Origin of the sequence: Microbulbifer agarilyticus (assembly GCF_020171345.1) — a bacterium.
Taxonomy (GTDB): Bacteria; Pseudomonadota; Gammaproteobacteria; order Pseudomonadales; family Cellvibrionaceae; genus Microbulbifer; species Microbulbifer agarilyticus_D.
This window is the reverse complement of the sequence record NZ_JAIUZM010000003.1, coordinates 305,961-322,200: the sequence shown is the minus strand read 5'-3', so window position 1 is coordinate 322,200 and position 16,240 is coordinate 305,961. Positions and strand designations below refer to the sequence as shown.

Annotated in this window: 14 protein-coding genes; 9 read left to right on the top strand and 5 right to left on the bottom strand. The window is 56.3% G+C overall.

Annotated features, from left to right (window positions below; genetic code table 11):
• Nucleotides 1–360 precede the first annotated feature (360 nt).
• The 3 genes from acnB (at nucleotide 361) to LCM31_RS11780 (ending at nucleotide 6,336) form a co-directional block, all read left to right on the top strand.
• Nucleotides 361–2,976: a bifunctional aconitate hydratase 2/2-methylisocitrate dehydratase gene (acnB, locus tag LCM31_RS11790; RefSeq protein WP_224870329.1), complete on the top strand. Its 2,616-nt coding sequence runs from the start codon at nucleotides 361–363 to the stop codon at nucleotides 2,974–2,976.
• Nucleotides 2,977–3,346: 370 nt separating this feature from the next.
• On the top strand, nucleotides 3,347–5,896 hold the full coding sequence (locus tag LCM31_RS11785; protein WP_224870327.1) for an Ig-like domain-containing protein: 2,550 nt from the start codon (nucleotides 3,347–3,349) through the stop codon (nucleotides 5,894–5,896).
• A gap of 89 nt (nucleotides 5,897–5,985) precedes the next feature.
• The gene (locus LCM31_RS11780; protein WP_224870325.1) at nucleotides 5,986–6,336 is read left to right on the top strand and encodes a cupin domain-containing protein; all 351 of its coding nucleotides are present in this window, start codon (nucleotides 5,986–5,988) and stop codon (nucleotides 6,334–6,336) included.
• Here LCM31_RS11780 and LCM31_RS11775 read toward each other — a convergent pair.
• Nucleotides 6,329–6,667 (bottom strand): hypothetical protein, encoded by a 339-nt coding sequence (locus tag LCM31_RS11775; RefSeq protein WP_224870322.1) that lies wholly within the window; start codon nucleotides 6,665–6,667, stop codon nucleotides 6,329–6,331. The genes LCM31_RS11780 and LCM31_RS11775 overlap by 8 nt on opposite strands.
• Nucleotides 6,668–6,912: 245 nt before the next feature.
• Here LCM31_RS11775 and LCM31_RS11770 point away from each other — a divergent pair, with 245 nt between their 5' ends.
• The 4 genes from LCM31_RS11770 to LCM31_RS11755 all read left to right on the top strand — a co-directional run bounded on the left by LCM31_RS11770 (nucleotide 6,913) and on the right by LCM31_RS11755 (nucleotide 9,789).
• Complete coding sequence (locus LCM31_RS11770) at nucleotides 6,913–7,332, top strand: DUF4174 domain-containing protein (protein WP_224870319.1); 420 nt, start codon at nucleotides 6,913–6,915, stop codon at nucleotides 7,330–7,332.
• An 80-nt stretch (nucleotides 7,333–7,412) separates the two neighbouring features.
• Complete coding sequence (locus LCM31_RS11765) at nucleotides 7,413–8,069, top strand: NAD(P)H-binding protein (RefSeq protein WP_224870317.1); 657 nt, start codon at nucleotides 7,413–7,415, stop codon at nucleotides 8,067–8,069.
• 193 nt (nucleotides 8,070–8,262) lie between these two features.
• Nucleotides 8,263–9,309, top strand: a complete 1,047-nt coding sequence (locus LCM31_RS11760) for an alkane 1-monooxygenase (RefSeq protein ID WP_224870315.1) — start codon at nucleotides 8,263–8,265, stop codon at nucleotides 9,307–9,309.
• Nucleotides 9,310–9,336: 27 nt separating this feature from the next.
• Nucleotides 9,337–9,789, top strand: a complete 453-nt coding sequence (locus LCM31_RS11755) for a DCC1-like thiol-disulfide oxidoreductase family protein (RefSeq protein ID WP_224870314.1) — start codon at nucleotides 9,337–9,339, stop codon at nucleotides 9,787–9,789.
• A 60-nt stretch (nucleotides 9,790–9,849) separates the two neighbouring features.
• Here the strand turns inward: LCM31_RS11755 and LCM31_RS11750 are convergent, their stop codons facing one another.
• The 4 genes from LCM31_RS11750 to katG form a co-directional block, all read right to left on the bottom strand.
• Nucleotides 9,850–10,119, bottom strand: coding sequence for a DUF2905 family protein (locus LCM31_RS11750; RefSeq protein WP_224870312.1), 270 nt, complete (start codon nucleotides 10,117–10,119; stop codon nucleotides 9,850–9,852).
• Between the two features lie 120 nt (nucleotides 10,120–10,239).
• Nucleotides 10,240–10,812, bottom strand: coding sequence for a GIY-YIG nuclease family protein (locus tag LCM31_RS11745; RefSeq protein ID WP_224870310.1), 573 nt, complete (start codon nucleotides 10,810–10,812; stop codon nucleotides 10,240–10,242).
• Nucleotides 10,813–11,062: 250 nt separating this feature from the next.
• Nucleotides 11,063–12,190 carry a MipA/OmpV family protein gene (locus LCM31_RS11740; protein ID WP_224870309.1) on the bottom strand — a complete coding sequence of 376 codons (1,128 nt, stop codon included), beginning with the start codon at nucleotides 12,188–12,190 and terminating at the stop codon, nucleotides 11,063–11,065.
• A 109-nt stretch (nucleotides 12,191–12,299) separates the two neighbouring features.
• Entirely contained in the window at nucleotides 12,300–14,528 is a 2,229-nt protein-coding gene (gene katG, locus LCM31_RS11735) for a catalase/peroxidase HPI (protein WP_224870307.1), read from the bottom strand.
• 202 nt (nucleotides 14,529–14,730) lie between these two features.
• On the opposite strand from katG, the gene LCM31_RS11730 reads away from it, so the two are divergent.
• Together LCM31_RS11730 and ahpC are read left to right on the top strand one after the other, a co-directional pair.
• Nucleotides 14,731–15,315, top strand: a complete 585-nt coding sequence (locus tag LCM31_RS11730; RefSeq protein WP_224870305.1) for an exopolysaccharide biosynthesis protein — start codon at nucleotides 14,731–14,733, stop codon at nucleotides 15,313–15,315.
• Between the two features lie 168 nt (nucleotides 15,316–15,483).
• Nucleotides 15,484–16,050: an alkyl hydroperoxide reductase subunit C gene (gene ahpC, locus LCM31_RS11725; RefSeq protein ID WP_222249434.1), complete on the top strand. Its 567-nt coding sequence runs from the start codon at nucleotides 15,484–15,486 to the stop codon at nucleotides 16,048–16,050.
• The last annotated feature ends 190 nt before the right edge of the window (nucleotides 16,051–16,240 follow it).

The window sequence follows — 16,240 nt, the reverse complement described above, 5'->3', positions numbered from 1 at the left end:
CTGCGTTAACTCACCACGCCGATAAAATGGTGTGAAATCGAGCGTCACAGAATAGCATTTTACTGATCGATTTGGCCCATTCATGGCGTGGATATTGGCAGCCCCCACGCGTAAAAACTGCAATTGATTCTCACTTAATGAACGCTCAAAAGATGACCTTTATTCAACGGGTGAATAATCAAAATTCGCGTAAGTTATTGATTTTTCAAGGAACTTAACAGCAACTGGCGATTAATGTAGAATTCGCCACCCGCTTCCAGCGGCCATCGATGAAAATCGGGGTTCGGTTGACGAAAACGCCATATCCGGATTCCAGGAAAGCTGTTGGTTCTACCCCATACACCAAAGAGGGAATTATCCGTGCTTGAAGCCTATCGCAAACACGTCGCTGAACGCGCCGAACAAGGTATTCCACCCAAGCCCCTGAACGCCGAGCAAGTTGCCGGCCTGGTCGAGCTGCTGAAGAACCCGCCCGCGGGGGAAGAGCAGGAACTGCTGGACCTGATCACCAACCGCGTTCCGCCGGGTGTGGACGAAGCAGCTTACGTAAAAGCCGGTTTCCTCACCGCCATCGTCAAAGGCGAAGCGGAGTCTCCGCTGATCGACAAAGAACAAGCCACCAAACTGCTGGGCATGATGCTGGGCGGCTACAACATTGCCACCCTGGTTGAGCTGCTGGACGACAAAGATCTGGCCGAGCTGGCCGGCGAGCAGCTGAAAGGCACCCTGCTGATGTTTGACGCCTTCCACGATGTGGAAGAGAAAGCCAAAGCGGGCAACGAAGTTGCCAAAGCCGTGATCCAGTCCTGGGCTGACGGCGAGTGGTTCACCAAGCGCGACAAGGTTGCCGAAAGCATCAAGGTTGCCGTATTCAAAGTAACTGGCGAAACCAACACCGACGACCTGTCCCCTGCCCCGGATGCATGGTCCCGCCCGGACATCCCTCTGCACGCGCGCGCCATGTACAAGATGACCCGCGACGGTCTGACACCTGAAGAGCACGGTGTTGTCGGCCCGATGAAGCAAGTCGAAGAAGTACAGGCCAAAGGCCTGCCGGTTGCTTTCGTTGGTGACGTGGTTGGTACTGGCTCTTCCCGTAAGTCTGCCACCAACTCCGTACTGTGGTTCTTCGGCGACGATCTGCCGGGCGTACCGAACAAGAAAGGTGGCGGTATCTGTATCGGCGGTAAAGTCGCGCCGATCTTCTACAACACCATGGAAGACGCCGGTGCACTGGTATTCGAAGCGCCGGTTGACGAACTGAACATGGGCGACGTGATCGAAATCCGTCCTTACGACGGCAAGATCCTCGCCGAAGACGGCAAAGTACTGTCCGAGTTCGCGCTGAAGTCCGATGTACTGCTGGACGAAGTGCAGGCTGGCGGCCGTATTAACCTGATCGTTGGTCGCGGTCTGACCACCAAAGCACGCGAATCCCTGGGTCTGGGCGCTTCCGATCTGTTCCGCCTGCCGGAGCAGCCGAACGACACCGGCAAGGGCTACACCCTGGCACAGAAAATGGTCGGTAAAGCCTGCGGTATGGAAGGCGTTCGCCCGGGCACCTACTGCGAGCCGAAGATGACCACCGTTGGTTCCCAGGACACCACTGGCCCGATGACCCGTGACGAACTGAAAGACCTGGCGTGTCTGGGCTTCCAGGCTGACCTCACCATGCAGTCTTTCTGTCACACCGCGGCTTACCCGAAGCCCGTTGATATCGACACCCAGCACACCCTGCCGGACTTCATCATGAACCGCGGCGGTGTTTCCCTGCGTCCGGGTGACGGCATCATTCACAGCTGGCTGAACCGCATGCTGCTGCCGGACACCGTAGGTACCGGTGGTGACTCCCACACCCGCTTCCCGATGGGTATTTCCTTCCCGGCAGGTTCCGGTCTGGTGGCGTTCGCCGCTGCTACCGGCGTAATGCCACTGGATATGCCGGAATCTGTACTGGTGCGCTTTAAAGGCGAAATGCAGCCGGGCATCACCCTGCGCGACCTGGTACACGCCATTCCTTACTACGCGATTCAGGAAGGCCTGCTGACCGTCGAGAAGAAAGGTAAGAAGAACATCTTCTCCGGCCGCATCCTCGAAATCGAAGGCCTCGACAACCTGACCGTTGAGCAGGCGTTCGAACTGTCCGACGCCTCTGCAGAGCGTTCCGCCGCTGGTTGTACCATCAAGCTGCCGGAAGACTCCATCGCCGAATACCTGCGTTCCAACATCACCCTGCTGCGCTGGATGATTGCCGAAGGCTACGGTGACAAGCGCACCCTGGAGCGCCGTGCTCAAGCCATGGAAGCGTGGCTGGAGAAACCGGAACTGATGTCTGCCGACGCCGATGCCGAGTACTCTGCAGTAATCGAAATCGACCTGGCCGAAATCAAAGAGCCGATCGTGTGCTGCCCGAACGACCCGGACGACGCCAAGCTGCTGTCCGACGTTGCCGGCGACAAGGTTGATGAAGTATTTATCGGCTCCTGCATGACCAACATCGGTCACTTCCGCGCCGCTGGTAAACTGCTGCAACAGCACAAAGGTGGCATCTCCACTCGCATGTGGATCTCTCCGCCTACCAAGATGGATGAGCACCAGCTGATGGAAGAAGGCTACTACAACATCTACGGTTCCGCGGGCGCCCGCACCGAGATGCCAGGCTGCTCCCTGTGTATGGGTAACCAGGCACGTGTAGCACCGAACAGCACCGTACTGTCTACCTCTACCCGTAACTTCCCCAACCGTCTGGGTGATGGTGCCAACGTGTACCTGACCTCTGCCGAGCTGGCTTCTGTTGGCGCTATTCTGGGTAAACTGCCGACTCCGGCGGAATACCAGGAATTCGCCCAGAACCTGAACTCCATGTCTGCGGAAATCTACCGCTACCTGAACTTCGACCAGATTGAGGACTTCCAAAAATCTGCCGAAGAAGGCAAGCGTATTGCCGCGGTTGAGATTCAGAACGTTGCTGTGTAAGCGATAGCCTGAACATAAAAGCCCCGCCCTAATCGGCGGGGCTTTTTTTTGCCCAAGTTTTCTAACCTCACAATTGGCCTGCCACAGCTCAGGCCAAAATCACCTCAAAAAATGACAGCGCGAGACATTTTGTCGGATTACGCCCTATTTCCGGCACGATCTGGCGCTAATTTGCACATGAGTTTGTTGCGAAATTAATCGCAGGCCTACATAAATTTGTGTCAAAAATTCAGCGAGTTAGCGCGTGAAGCTCGCAAATGATGGCAACTTGGCGACCGCGGACCGTATTGCACCTATTGAATATTGCTGCTTACCCTGAGCGGCGGAAGAGGTACTCAAACAACGATAAATCAACTCTCCGAGGATCGTCATGAAGACACCCCGCACACTCGTTGCGCTCGCAATGCTATTCGCCGCGTCTGCGCCAGGTCTGGCACAGGCGACGGATTGCAGCGCTCTTGCCGAATGGGATTCGGCCACCGCCTATAACGGCGGCGCTCAAATCCAGTACAACGGCAATGCCTACACCGCCAACTGGTGGACACAAAACCACAACCCCGAAACTCATTCGGATGCCTATCAGGAGTGGCGACTCGTCGGCGCCTGTGCAGGCGGCAATCAGAAACCCCAGGTGAGCCTGAATTCCCCCTTGGATGGCGCCACTTTGAGCCTGAATGACAGCGTTATCATTAGCGCTGACGCGAGCGACAGTGACGGCTCTGTGAGCCAGGTAACCTTTTTGCTCGATGGCACTACCCTCGGCACGGATACCAGCTCCCCCTACTCGGTGACGTGGACAGCAACCGCAGGTGCTCACACCCTCAGCGCAATCGCCACCGACGACCAGGGGCGCGATAGCGACACTGCCTCTGTCAATGTCAATGTAATCGACCCCAACGCCAACAGTGCCCCCACCGTAAGCCTCACCAACCCCACCGCCCAGTCGCAAATTAGCGCCGGTGACAGTGTCAGCCTCACTGCCGATGCCGCGGACCAGGATGGCAACGTAACCGCTGTCGAGTTCTTCGTCGATGATGTCGGCGTGGGAAGCAGCAGCCAAGCGCCATTTGCAGTCAACTGGCAAGCAGAGGCCGGCACTCACAGCTTTAAAGCGATCGCCACCGATAACGATGGCGCCAGTACCGCCTCCAATGTAGTTTCCCTTGCCGTCGAAGCCGGCCAGGTCGGTGGTGGCTGTGCCGGTGTTCCGGCCTACAGTGCAGGCACCAGCTATGCGGCCGGCGATGTGGTGGAGAACGTAAATCACAAATACCGCTGCGATATCGCCGGCTGGTGTAGCTCCAGTGCCGCATGGGCTTATGAGCCGGGCGTGGGTCAACACTGGACCGATGCCTGGACCGACCTCGGTATCTGTGCAATCGCACCCGAGCTCACTATTACCCAACCGGGAGATAACAGCACCCTGCTTGCGGGTGAACAAATTAGCTTCAGCGTGGATGCCAGCGACGGTGACGGCAGCGTGGCACAGGTAGAATTCTTCGCCGCCGGTCAGTCTTTGGGTGCCGACACCAGCGCGCCCTATGCCATCAATTGGGCGGTGGCCGGAAGTGGTGATGTTCAGTTAAAAGCCGTTGCAACCGATGACGAAGGCAACAGCACCGAGGCAACCGTGCTCGTGAGTGTAAGCACCGATCCGGTGGTTGCCACACTGACGGCACCAACCAGCGGCAGCCAGATCACGCTTGGCAACACAATCAGCCTGGAAGCCGAGGCCAGTGCGCTGCAGGGCAGCATCAGCCAGGTCGCCTTTCTGGTCGACGGCATACAGGTAGGGGTAGACACCAGCGCGCCCTACTCTGCGAGCTACACGCCAGGTGCTCTGGGCGACTACAGCGTTACCGCGGTCGCAACGGACAACGCTGGCAACGAGGCGAGCAGCACCGCGGCCAGTGTGCGGGTGATCAATGCCCCGGTTGGTAAAAAGCACAAGCTGATTGGCTACTGGCACAACTTCGTTAATCCGGCCGGCTGCCCGATTCGCCTGCGCGAGATTTCATCGGCCTGGGACATTATCGACATTGCCTTTGCGGATAATGATCGCAATTCCGATGGAACCGTGCACTTCAATCTGTTCCAGCAAGACATTCATTCCAGCTGCCCGCCAATGGACCCGGACCTGTTCAAACAGGATGTGGCGGAACTGCAGGCCCAGGGCAAAATTATTGTGCTGAGCCTGGGCGGCGCCGAGGGCACCATTACGCTCAATACCGACTCCGATGAAGCCAACTTCGTCGCCAGCCTCACCACCATCATTGATGAGTGGGGCTTTGACGGCCTGGATATCGATCTCGAGAGTGGTTCCAACCTGGTGCATGGCTCGCAGATTCAGGCGCGCTTGCCGCGCGCACTCCGCCAGATCGAGCAGAATATGGGTGGCGATATGTACCTGACCATGGCCCCGGAGCACCCCTATGTGCACGGCGGCATGGTCGCCTATTCCGGCATCTGGGGTGCATATATCCCGCTGATTGACGAGCTGCGCGACACCCTCGACCTGCTGCACGTACAGCTCTACAACAATGGTGGACTGATGAACCCCTATGAGAGCGGTGCCGCAGCCGAGGGCTCAGTGAATATGATGGTGGCCCATGCACGCATGCTGATTGAGGGCTTTGAGCTCGCCGACGGCAGTCAGTTTGCGCCGCTGCGCGACGATCAGGTTGCCATCGGATTGCCATCCGGCCCCAGCTCGGCAAACTCCGGCCAGGCACCGACGCAAAATATCCTGGATGCACTGGACTGTCTGACCATTCTGCAGAACTGTGGCAGCATTGTGCCGGCATACGCCTATCCGGATTTTGGTGGCGTGATGACCTGGTCGATCAATTGGGACCAGCACGACGGCTACAATTTCTCCGGACCGGTGGGCGACAAGCTCAATAGCATGAACGCCCAATAAACACGATGTAACCACCGCGTGCCTGCAGTTTTACCGACTGTGGGCACGCGGCCTTGCTGGGTAAACACATCTCGATGAAAAGCGGCAACTTGTTTCGAAATATTCCGGAGGGGCAACTCAAAGATGAATTGTTCGAAACCCTAAACCAGTCTGAAAGTACGCTAATCGAAAGGATTATTTCCCGGGGACACAAAACCCCGGATCACGACTGGTACGACCAGACGCGCGCGGAATGGGTGGTATTGCTGGAAGGCAGCGCCGAGCTGGAATTTGAAGATGGGTCTATCGCCTACCTGGAAAAGGGTGACTATCTGGATATCCCCGCGCATTGCAGACACCGAGTGCGCTGGACTTCTCCCGATGAAACCTGCGTGTGGCTGGCAATTCACTACTGCCAGGACCAGAGCCCTGACAGCGGTCTTTCAAGAACCGTTAGTTAACGATTTCAACAGGACCGTGGTCGTCACAGTGACCATCGTGTACATGGTGTAAGCGACCGTCGACGATGTAGTCGACATGATCCCCGTGAGGAATCGCCTCGTGCCCACAACCCGGGCCATGCTCATGATCACCACAAGTGTGCACCGGATTACAGCCATCCGGGTTGGTTGCGCTTACTTCAATTGCATGTTCATCGCAGTGATCACCATGTGGGTGATGCAACTTACCATCGAGTAGGTAGTCGGTATGGTCGCCATGCCGGACTGCCGTGTGGCCACAGCCTGCACCGTGGGTATGACTGGGGTGCGTATGAGTATGAGAACACGCCATTGTTTCGCCTCCGCTAAGTGACATAAAAAAGTGATGTGAAAAAGTGATGTGAAAAAGTGATGTGAAAAAAGTACTGTGAAGTCGGTCTCTCTAGGTTAGTCCAGCGTCCCGGCACTTGCCGGACACACTTGCTCCAGCCAACTCCACGTGCCGGGCCTCCTGCTTAAGCGTTAATGGATGTGACGCACAATTCCAACACTTGTATATACTGAAAGACGTAAATCGTGCCATCCGAGGTTCCTACGATGCGCCGTATATGCTTTTACCTGATCACTCTCGCACTGACTGCTCTCGCCGCCACCGCCACAGCGGCGGATCAACTCAAGCAGTACCAGTGGAAGCAGCGCGTACTGCTCATCCATGCAAACGAAAACGCCGGCGCGATCCGACTTATGCTGGACCAAAACCAGCAGGCAATTAACGAACGGGACCTTGTGTGGTTTCTGCTCAGCCCATCCGGTCTACAAAGTAACCGCGAGCAGGATATAACCCCTTCGCTGCAACAACAGATTACGAATACGCTGAAGGAGTCGCCCGGGGCAACAGCGGTGCTAATCGGTAAAGATGGCAGTATCAAAGGGCGATACTCGGATCTCGACCTGGATGTAGCCTTCGGGCTGATCGACACCATGGCAATGCGCAAGAAAGAAATGTCGGATCCATAGGTCTCCGGTGAGACCTTTCTTGCGCTCTGCTCGCAGGTAAAAAATAATGCCTGCACATGGCACGAAAGACGGACAGAGAAATGGCAAAAACTGCGATCGTACTGGGAGCCACCGGGCTGGTTGGCCGAGCACTGGTCGAGCGATTGGTAAACTCCGACAATTTCGCGCACGTCGTCACCCTCACCCGCAGGCCCGCACCGCACCAGTCACCCAAGGTCGATAATCACGTGGTGAATTTCGACCAACTGGAGGGTCACCAATCTCTGCTTTCAGGTGACTGCCTGTTCTCCTGTCTCGGCACCACAAAAAAACAGGCGGGCTCAATCGCCGCACAGCGACGGGTCGATTTGGATTATCAGTTAGCAGCCGCGCAGCTTGCGGCAAAAAATGCGGTGCCACACTACTTGCTGGTTTCCTCTAGCGGGGCCAACGCCGAGAGCCTGAGCGCTTACCTGAAGATGAAGGGCGAGCTTGAGCAGCAGGTGCTGCAACTCCCGTTCAAACGTATCAGCATACTGCAGCCGTCACTGCTCTTGGGCGCTCGCGATCACGCGCGCGCAGGCGAGCAGTTCGCCGCATTGCTGCTACCGACACTTTGCAAGCTTCCCGGTTTAAGAAAATACCGCCCCATTACCGGGGATCAGGTCGCCAGTAAACTACTCGCTCTGAGTCTTACACCCGGCCCCGCACGGCAGACGTTTGCCTTGGATCAGATTTTTGCAGGACTGCCAGAGTGAGACACCGGCAAGTGGCGCAAAACCCTGTGAAAACTGACGTACTTTAGCAAAAGGATGCTATTGCCAGCGGACGCTAAATCACGCTTTAATCCTTAGGTAATGAATCGCTCCGACAGCTTGGTGCACGGGATCGACAGATCGCCGCACCGATAGCGAAAACAATAATTCTGTAGGAGACAGCAAAGGAGGCTCTATGCACTCTCTGCGCGCTGGTCGCTATCTGGCGGCCTACATTTTGCCTTTACTTGTGTTGCTGGGCCTTAGCCAGGGCGGAATATGGACGTTTGCTCCTCTGCTCTATATCTATGGCGTATTGCCGCTGCTTGAATTACTCCTGCCCGCGCCAGTATCAAACCTGACCGAGCCGGAAGAAGAATCCGTAGAATCTGACCCGCTGTATGATGTATTACTGTATCTGGCTGTACCGGTACAGTACGGGCTACTCGGCTACTTCTTTTTCGTATTACCCGACTTGCACGGACTGTCCCTCGTCGGTGCAATCATCAGCCTGGGGTTAATGTGCGGCACTTTTGGCATCAATGTGGCGCACGAGTTAGGCCACCGCCCAAAGCAACTTCCCCAGTTTGCCGCCAAACTGCTCCTGCTCTCCTCGCTTAATACCCACTTCTTTGTCGAGCACAACCGCGGCCACCACCGGCGTGTTGCCACAATAGAAGATCCAGCGAGCGCACGTAGAGGGGAAACGCTTTACCACTTCTGGATGCGCTCAATCTACACGGGCTACCGGTCTGCATGGCAGCTGGAAAATACGCGACTTGCCAAACAGGAACGACACTGGTTTTCCTTTCAAAACCAAATGTTCCGCTGGCAGCTCATGCAGCTAGTCGCCGTTGCAATGATTTTCGGGTTCCTGGGTGTGAAAGCCGGCATCTGCTTTTTGATCGCGGCGACCGGAGGTATCCTGCTACTGGAAACAGTCAACTATATCGAGCACTACGGACTGCAACGAGTAAAACAGGGCGCGCGTTACGAGCGTGTTTCCCCGATACATTCGTGGAATTCCAACCACATTTTGGGCAGGCTCACACTGTTTGAGCTTTCCCGCCACTCCGACCACCACGCACGGGCAAGCCGCCCTTACCCGATCCTGCGCCACCATGAAGCCAGCCCACAAATGCCCACAGGCTATCCGGGCATGATGTTGGTGGCTCTGATACCCCCAGTGTGGTTTCACGTGATGCATCGTCAGATTGCCCGCTTCCAAGCGGCGGAGAGCTGACAGCAGCAAGGAAGCACGCAATAGGACATGAGCGAAGCACGCGCACCCTCAGAGAAACGCACTGAGACACGACCTGAGAACCAAGAGATCCTGCTGCTCTACGATAAGCAGTGCCCCATGTGCGACTACTATTGCAACCTGGTCCGAATTCGCGAGGATCTGGGCCACTTAACTCTGATCGATGCGCGCGACGATAGCGCGCTGCTAAACGAAGTCACGCGACGCGGGCTAGATATCGACCAGGGCATGGTACTGAAGGTTGGTGATCAGCTTTATTACGGTTCCGACGCAATTCACGTGCTGTCTTTACTCGGCGGTCGCAGTGGCTTTTTTAACAGACTTAACTACGTGATTTTCCGGTCGGAAAAAGTCGCACACGTGGTGTATCCGGGACTGCGCTCAGTGCGAAACCTGATATTGAAGATCTTGGGAAAAACCAAGATCAACAATCTGGATCAGGTAAACAATGACAAGTTTTAAATTCAATTAAGCACGTATCTTGCGATTCCCTTTGCCAGGCCTGCGCGCAGCACGGCATGACTAACCCCGGGTAAAATACGCAACGACATTCACTAGGATGGTCAGCAGAATCGAAACGAGAATCATGGCTTTCCAGGGAAAGAACACTTTCACTCTGGGCCTTTCCGGGTCTTCATGCTGCTCAATTGCGCGTCGGGCATTCTCTTCTATCTTCTTCTGCGCCCTGCTCGCAGCATCGGGAAACGCCAGCGGAATCAGATTTACCAACAGGGTCAAAACGACCGAAGCTACCAAGGAGTAAAGGATAAACTCCACCACAGTGTCCCCCATTCACTTTCCACTTGCACACTGGCAACAGCTTAGCCTACTCGCACGCAGGTCCACTTCTGCAGGGACTAAATACAGCAAAGGCGCCCACTGGCGCCTTTCTTTCTTCAATATGATTGATGCTTATCGGCGTGCCATACTCGACCCACGGGAATCCAGTGCGGCAAGAATCTTCTTCATCTCATCCGCTTCGTCCTGCACTCTTTTCGCCTTGGCGGCAGCCATCGCGGCCTTCTCCGCCTCAATTCCGGCCTTAATCGCACGCTCGCGGGCGGCGCTGCCGGTGCGACCAGTAGCAATCTTTTCTTTTACCGGCTTGGCCGTGCGCTTGGCGGTTACCTTGGTTACAGTTTTGGACGCAGCGGCACGGGGCTTGGCTTTCGGCTTGGGCGCCAGGGCCGCTTTGGTGGTGCCAGAGCGCACGGTCTTTATGCCCACCAGACTTTTGGCGTTGTAGGTATCCAGCGCTTCCTCAACCATTTCTTGCTGCTCGAGGCGGTCTTCCACCGCGGCAAACAGCTCCACCTCAAAGGCATGGGCGCCAAAAGCCTTCAGCTCGTGGTAAAACGGATGGTCAATACCCAGGGCAACAGCGTCTTGGATCTGTCGAAAGCGCGCCTCGGGAGTCACGCCATCGCGGGCAGTGCCCACCCATACATCATCGGTCTCGCTATTGGTCAGGGTGAATACGATCATAATTCCTCAGTCAACATCACGGAGGCCAGCGCCGCCAAGGAACGGGCTGGATCAACAGGGCCAAAAGGCCGCGCATTCTAATGATTTAAAATGAAATGTGCAGACTTGACTTGCGACGCCAGCCCTGACCTCTGGTGCCACGTCGCTTGCTTGGAAAAGGGCTCACTGAAAAGCGCTTACCGCGATAATTTCCGCCTACCACATCGCCAACCCGTGGACCTTTGGCCCAGTGATGATGAGGCGTGCTCGATCAGAAGGTGTAGGTGATCGCGGCGAAGCCCTTGAGGACGTGATTGTCGTCGACGATGGGGCTGTCCGAGATGTCATCGCCTAAGTATTCTACGTTCAGGTCAATGATCAGGCGCCAGTGCTCGGTGATTTCCAAGATGCCACCAACGCCAGCCTCGACCGTCACCGTACTGCCCACATCGTAGGCGGGCCTGAGCGGGTTGGCCGCCCAGATGGGCACCCCAAAATCGTAGTTGGCGAGATCGCTACTGAGCCAGTTCACCCCCAGAGATGGCCCCCAGCTGACGTTACCGGTCTGGAACCCCTTGGACACCCGGAATTCAGCGGTACCGCCACCGAAGCGATCCAGCACGTCGTGCTGATAGCGAAAATCCACATCGATACGGCTGGGGCCGTCGTACACCAAGCCGACGCCGGCCATCAGGGTGCTGTCGCGGTCTCCCAGACCAACCAGAATCGGGCTATCGCTCTCTTCGTACGCACCCACGCGGTAGGTGGCATTCACGGCGAAACGCAGGGTGTCACTCCCCCAAACCCCATAGCGCAGGCTCGGGCCCACCCACTGTAGCCGCTCGCCGAAATAGGTAATGGCGGGGATGACCTGGGTGACCGCCGAATCAGAGCCCACGTAGGGACTGCTGCGCCCAATTACGCCGATACCCACACCCCACTGCCCGGCTTCACCAAGCACCTGGAACAGTTCGATATCGATGGTGGTGGTTTGGCCCTCGGCGAGGTAAAAACTTGCGCGCTGAAAACTCGGCGGCCCCTTGGGGCGGTAGCTGTTTGACAGTCCAATCGGCTCTTTGGGAATCCCGATAAAGGTTCGATCCAGAGCGCCATTATTGTTTTCGTCTGCGTACACCAACACCGCGATGGTGCCGCTCGTTACGCCGGGCAGACGGTATACACCTTCCGCATTTACTCCCATCACCATCTCGCTACGCGGACTGCGAAAGTCACCAAAAGCATCCGGATTGTCGTACACCTGAAAAACCAGATTGCCATTGGCCGGTGGATTTAGCACCCGCACTTCCAACTCCGCAGCGCTCGCGCGGCCGAAATGGAAGGCACTTGCCACAATGATGCCAAACACAGTGAATCGGATTACTGCAGTCGAAATATTCATCTGATATCCGCTTGAGGAGGTAATGCTCGCCTCGCAGGAGGGATCCTCGCTGAGAAGCGCAGTTAAATTCCAAGTACGCTCAACAGCGAGAATAGATCACCGCCAACACTTAACGGTCGAGGTTCATTACCTTGTGCCAAGCTTTCGCGAAGTCGTCGACAAATTTCTGCTTCGCATCGTCTTCCGAGTAGTACTCGGCAACGGCGCGCAGCTCGGCATTGGAACCGAAGATCAGGTCCACGGGTGTTCCCGACCACTTGACGTTACCGGTCTTGCGGTCTTTACCTTCGAACAGCCCCTCGCCCGACCTGCTCCACTCGGTCGACATATCCACCAGATTGACGAAGAAATCATTGCTCAAGGTGCCGGGCTTATCGGTGAATACCCCATTCGCAGACTTGTCACTATTGGTGTTCATGGTGCGCATGCCGCCGATCAACACCGCCATTTCCGGTACGGTCAGATCCAGCATACTGGCCTTGTCCACCATGGCTTCCGTTGGCGACAGCACATTGCCCTTGCCATAGTAATTCCGGAACGCGTCCGCACGTGGCTCGAGCCAGCCGAAAGACTTGACGTCGGTCTGCTCGGCAGTGGCGTCGTTGCGGCCCGGCTTGAATGGCACCTTGACGCTGTAACCGGCTTTCTTCGCCGCGTCTTCCACTCCGGCATTACCGGCCAGGACGACGGTGTCGGCGAACGAGATTTTCTTGCCTCCGCCGAGGCCACCATTGAAATCCTTCTGGATACCTTCGAGCTTGGCGAGCACTTTTGACAGCTCTGCGGGAGTATTTACCGGCCAGTCTTTTTGCGGCGCCAGGCGAATACGCCCACCATTGGCGCCACCGCGGGCATCCGAATCGCGATAGGAAGCCGCCGCAGCCCAGGCGGTACGCACCAGCTCCGGGACCGTCAGGCCAGAGGCGAGAATTTTTTTCTTGAGGTTTTCGGCGTCGCCCTCACTGATCAGCGTGAAATCCACGGCGGGAATCGGGTCCTGCCAGATCAGATTCTCTTTCGGCACCTCTGGACCCAGGTAGCGGGACTTGGGCCCAAGATCCCGATGGAGCAATTTAAACCAGGCCTTGGCGAAGGCTTTCTGCAGCGCGTCCGGGTTTTCCAGAAAGCGCTGGGAGATCGCCTTGTAGGCCGGATCCATTTTCAGGGACAGGTCGGTGGTAAACATAATCGGCGCATGGCGCATGGATTTATCATGAGCGTCCGGCACCAGATTGGCCGCCTGCTTGTTTTCCGGAATCCACTGGGTGGCGCCGGCGGGGCTTTTGGTTTTTACCCAGTTGAACTTGAACAGGTTCTCCAGATACTGATTACTCCACTGAATAGGACTCACCGACCAGGCGCCTTCCAGACCACTGGTAAAGGCATCAATGCCCTTGCCGGTGCCGCACTTGTTCTTCCAACCGAACCCCTGTTGTTCGATACCCGCAGCCGCCGGCTCTTTGCCGATACAATCGACCTTCACTGCGCCGTGCGCCTTACCAAAGGTGTGCCCACCGACAATAAGCGCGACGGTTTCCTCGTCGTTCATCGCCATACGGCCGAAGGTCTCGCGGATATCCTTGGCCGCCGCAATCGGGTCCGGGTTGCCATTGGGGCCTTCCGGGTTCACATAGATCAATCCCATCTGCACCGCCGCCAACGGCCGATCCAGCTTTCGGTCACCTTTGTAGCGCTTATCTGCAAGCCACTCGGTTTCAGGCCCCCAGTACACCAGGTCCGCCTCCCAATCGTCTTCGCGGCCACCGGCGAAGCCAAAGGTCTCGAACCCCATGGACTCCAGTGCCACATTGCCGGTCAGCACCATGAGATCCGCCCAGGAAATCTTGTCACCGTATTTCTGCTTTACCGGCAGCAATAGACGACGCGCCTTATCCAGGCTGGCGTTGTCGGGCCAGCTATTGAGAGGTTCGAAACGTTGCTGGCCGCCAACCGCTCCACCGCGGCCATCCATCACCCGGTAGGTGCCGGCAGCGTGCCAGGCCATGCGAATCATAAATGGGCCATAGTGGCCGTAATCCGCAGGCCACCAGTCCTGGGATGTCTTGAGCGTGGTCTCTATGTCTTTCTTGAGCGCGTTGTAATCCAGACTATTGAATGCTTTGGCGTAATCAAAGTCCTCCCCCTGCGGATTGGAGGCTGCGGCATTGCGGCGGAGTACCGACAGATCCAACTCGTCCGGCCACCAGAAGCTGTTCGGCTTGGGCTCGCCGACGGGGTATTTTTCCTGCGCGCCAGATTGGGCCAGAGCATAAGGCGTGGCGCCCAGCGCACAGATGGACAGAGCGATTGCTGTACACAGTGTTTTGGCTTTTAGCATGTTTACACCCTTATTCGAGTCGTGTTCCATTTGCCTCTGAATATAGGTGCTGCAGATTTGCAGTAAGGTGAATTCCCGCTTTGCGGCGATAATTTGACGGATAAATTCACACCCGTGGAAATCACAAGCGGAATAGTCGTGGGCTCGCTACCCTATGCTTTTTAAATAGAGCCCTCTGACAGCCCCAGCAGCCAAACACACCATGCCAGAAGAGATCCAGAGTCTGAGCCAGTTGCTCCAGAAACTGGAAACCCTGACCACAAGTGATGAACGCATTACTCTGGGGCGAGTACTGGACGCACTTGGAGAGCGCTCCTTTGCGCCGGTGTTACTGTTGATCGGCCTGATCCTACTCTCACCGCTATCTGGAATTCCGGGCCTACCGACCCTGATGGGAATATTTCTGCTGTTGATCTCCACTCAGATGGTGATGCTGCGTCACCACCTGTGGTTGCCCAAATGGCTATTGGCGCGTTCGATCCCCAAAAAACCGCTTATCCGCAGCTTACACTGGTTCGCAAAGCCGGCCGCACACCTGGACCACTGGTTGCGCCCGCGGCTGGGCGTCATGGTGTATCAGGCCGGCAATGTCGCTACCGCGGGTATCTGTATCCCTATAGCCCTGCTCCTGCCTGTAATGGAGGTCATCCCCTTCTCAGCTTCACTTGCCGGACTGGCACTGATCATCTTCGGACTCGCGCTGGTCACCCGTGACGGTGCCCTGGAACTGATCGCCTTCGTACTCACCGGCGCCGCACTGGCGCTGATTCCCTACTACTTCCTTTGATAAAAACTTTAGCTATAGATTATTAGCATTTAATAGCTGAAAACAATTGAAACCATAAATATCAATTATTTCAATCAGTCACATCTAATCAATAGTATTTCCCCCACACCAAACAACGAACGCCCAAACAGATGGGGCACAACTTCTCTCAGGAGATAAGGAAATACCATGGCTAACTACATCAACAGCGCAGTAAAACCCTTCAATGCCAAGGCTTACCAGGCTGGCGACTTCTTTGACGTGTCTGAAGCGGACCTGAAAGGCAAATGGTCCGTCGTGTTCTTCTACCCAGCGGACTTCACCTTCGTATGCCCTACCGAGCTGGGTGACTTGGCCGACAACTATGCGGAGTTCCAGAAGCTGGGCGTTGAGATCTACTCCGTGTCCACCGATACCCACTTCACCCACAAGGCGTGGCACGACACCTCCGACACCATCGGCAAAATCCAATTCCCGATGATCGGTGACCCCACCGGCACCATTACCCGCAACTTTGGCGTGATGATCGAGGAAGAAGGCATCGCGGACCGCGGCACCTTTGTGATCGACCCGGAAGGCAAGATCCAGATTGTTGAGATCAACGCTGGTGGCATCGGCCGCGACGCCCAAGACCTGCTGCGCAAGATCAAAGCTGCCCAGTACGTGGCCGCCCACCCAGGTGAAGTTTGCCCGGCCAAGTGGAAAGAGGGTGAAGAAACCCTCGCACCTTCCCTGGACCTCGTAGGCAAGATCTAACGACCAGCTGCGGGCCCCCGTCCGCAAAAAAATCTGAGCTCTGAATAGAGCTCAGTGGCGCCGCCGCTACCGGGTGCTCTCTTGTAAGACACGAACTAGGCGTTCCCCCGGAACCCATCCCTGGGGGCTCTTCTAAAACATCCCTGTTTTAGAAGGTCTCACAAGAGAGCACCCGGCATCGGCGCCTTCA

What these genes read in the sequence shown, in the direction of transcription:
- LCM31_RS11785 (WP_224870327.1), top strand. Translation starts at nt 3,347, where the DNA reads ATGAAGACACCCCGCACACTCGTTGCGCTCGCAATGCTATTCGCCGCG.
- LCM31_RS11775 (WP_224870322.1), bottom strand. Translation starts at nt 6,667, where the DNA reads ATGGCGTGTTCTCATACTCATACGCACCCCAGTCATACCCACGGTGCA.
- LCM31_RS11770 (WP_224870319.1), top strand. Translation starts at nt 6,913, where the DNA reads ATGCGCCGTATATGCTTTTACCTGATCACTCTCGCACTGACTGCTCTC.
- LCM31_RS11765 (WP_224870317.1), top strand. Translation starts at nt 7,413, where the DNA reads ATGGCAAAAACTGCGATCGTACTGGGAGCCACCGGGCTGGTTGGCCGA.
- LCM31_RS11760 (WP_224870315.1), top strand. Translation starts at nt 8,263, where the DNA reads ATGCACTCTCTGCGCGCTGGTCGCTATCTGGCGGCCTACATTTTGCCT.
- LCM31_RS11755 (WP_224870314.1), top strand. Translation starts at nt 9,337, where the DNA reads ATGAGCGAAGCACGCGCACCCTCAGAGAAACGCACTGAGACACGACCT.
- LCM31_RS11750 (WP_224870312.1), bottom strand. Translation starts at nt 10,119, where the DNA reads ATGGGGGACACTGTGGTGGAGTTTATCCTTTACTCCTTGGTAGCTTCG.
- LCM31_RS11745 (WP_224870310.1), bottom strand. Translation starts at nt 10,812, where the DNA reads ATGATCGTATTCACCCTGACCAATAGCGAGACCGATGATGTATGGGTG.
- LCM31_RS11740 (WP_224870309.1), bottom strand. Translation starts at nt 12,190, where the DNA reads ATGAATATTTCGACTGCAGTAATCCGATTCACTGTGTTTGGCATCATT.
- katG (WP_224870307.1), bottom strand. Translation starts at nt 14,528, where the DNA reads ATGCTAAAAGCCAAAACACTGTGTACAGCAATCGCTCTGTCCATCTGT.
- LCM31_RS11730 (WP_224870305.1), top strand. Translation starts at nt 14,731, where the DNA reads ATGCCAGAAGAGATCCAGAGTCTGAGCCAGTTGCTCCAGAAACTGGAA.
- ahpC (WP_222249434.1), top strand. Translation starts at nt 15,484, where the DNA reads ATGGCTAACTACATCAACAGCGCAGTAAAACCCTTCAATGCCAAGGCT.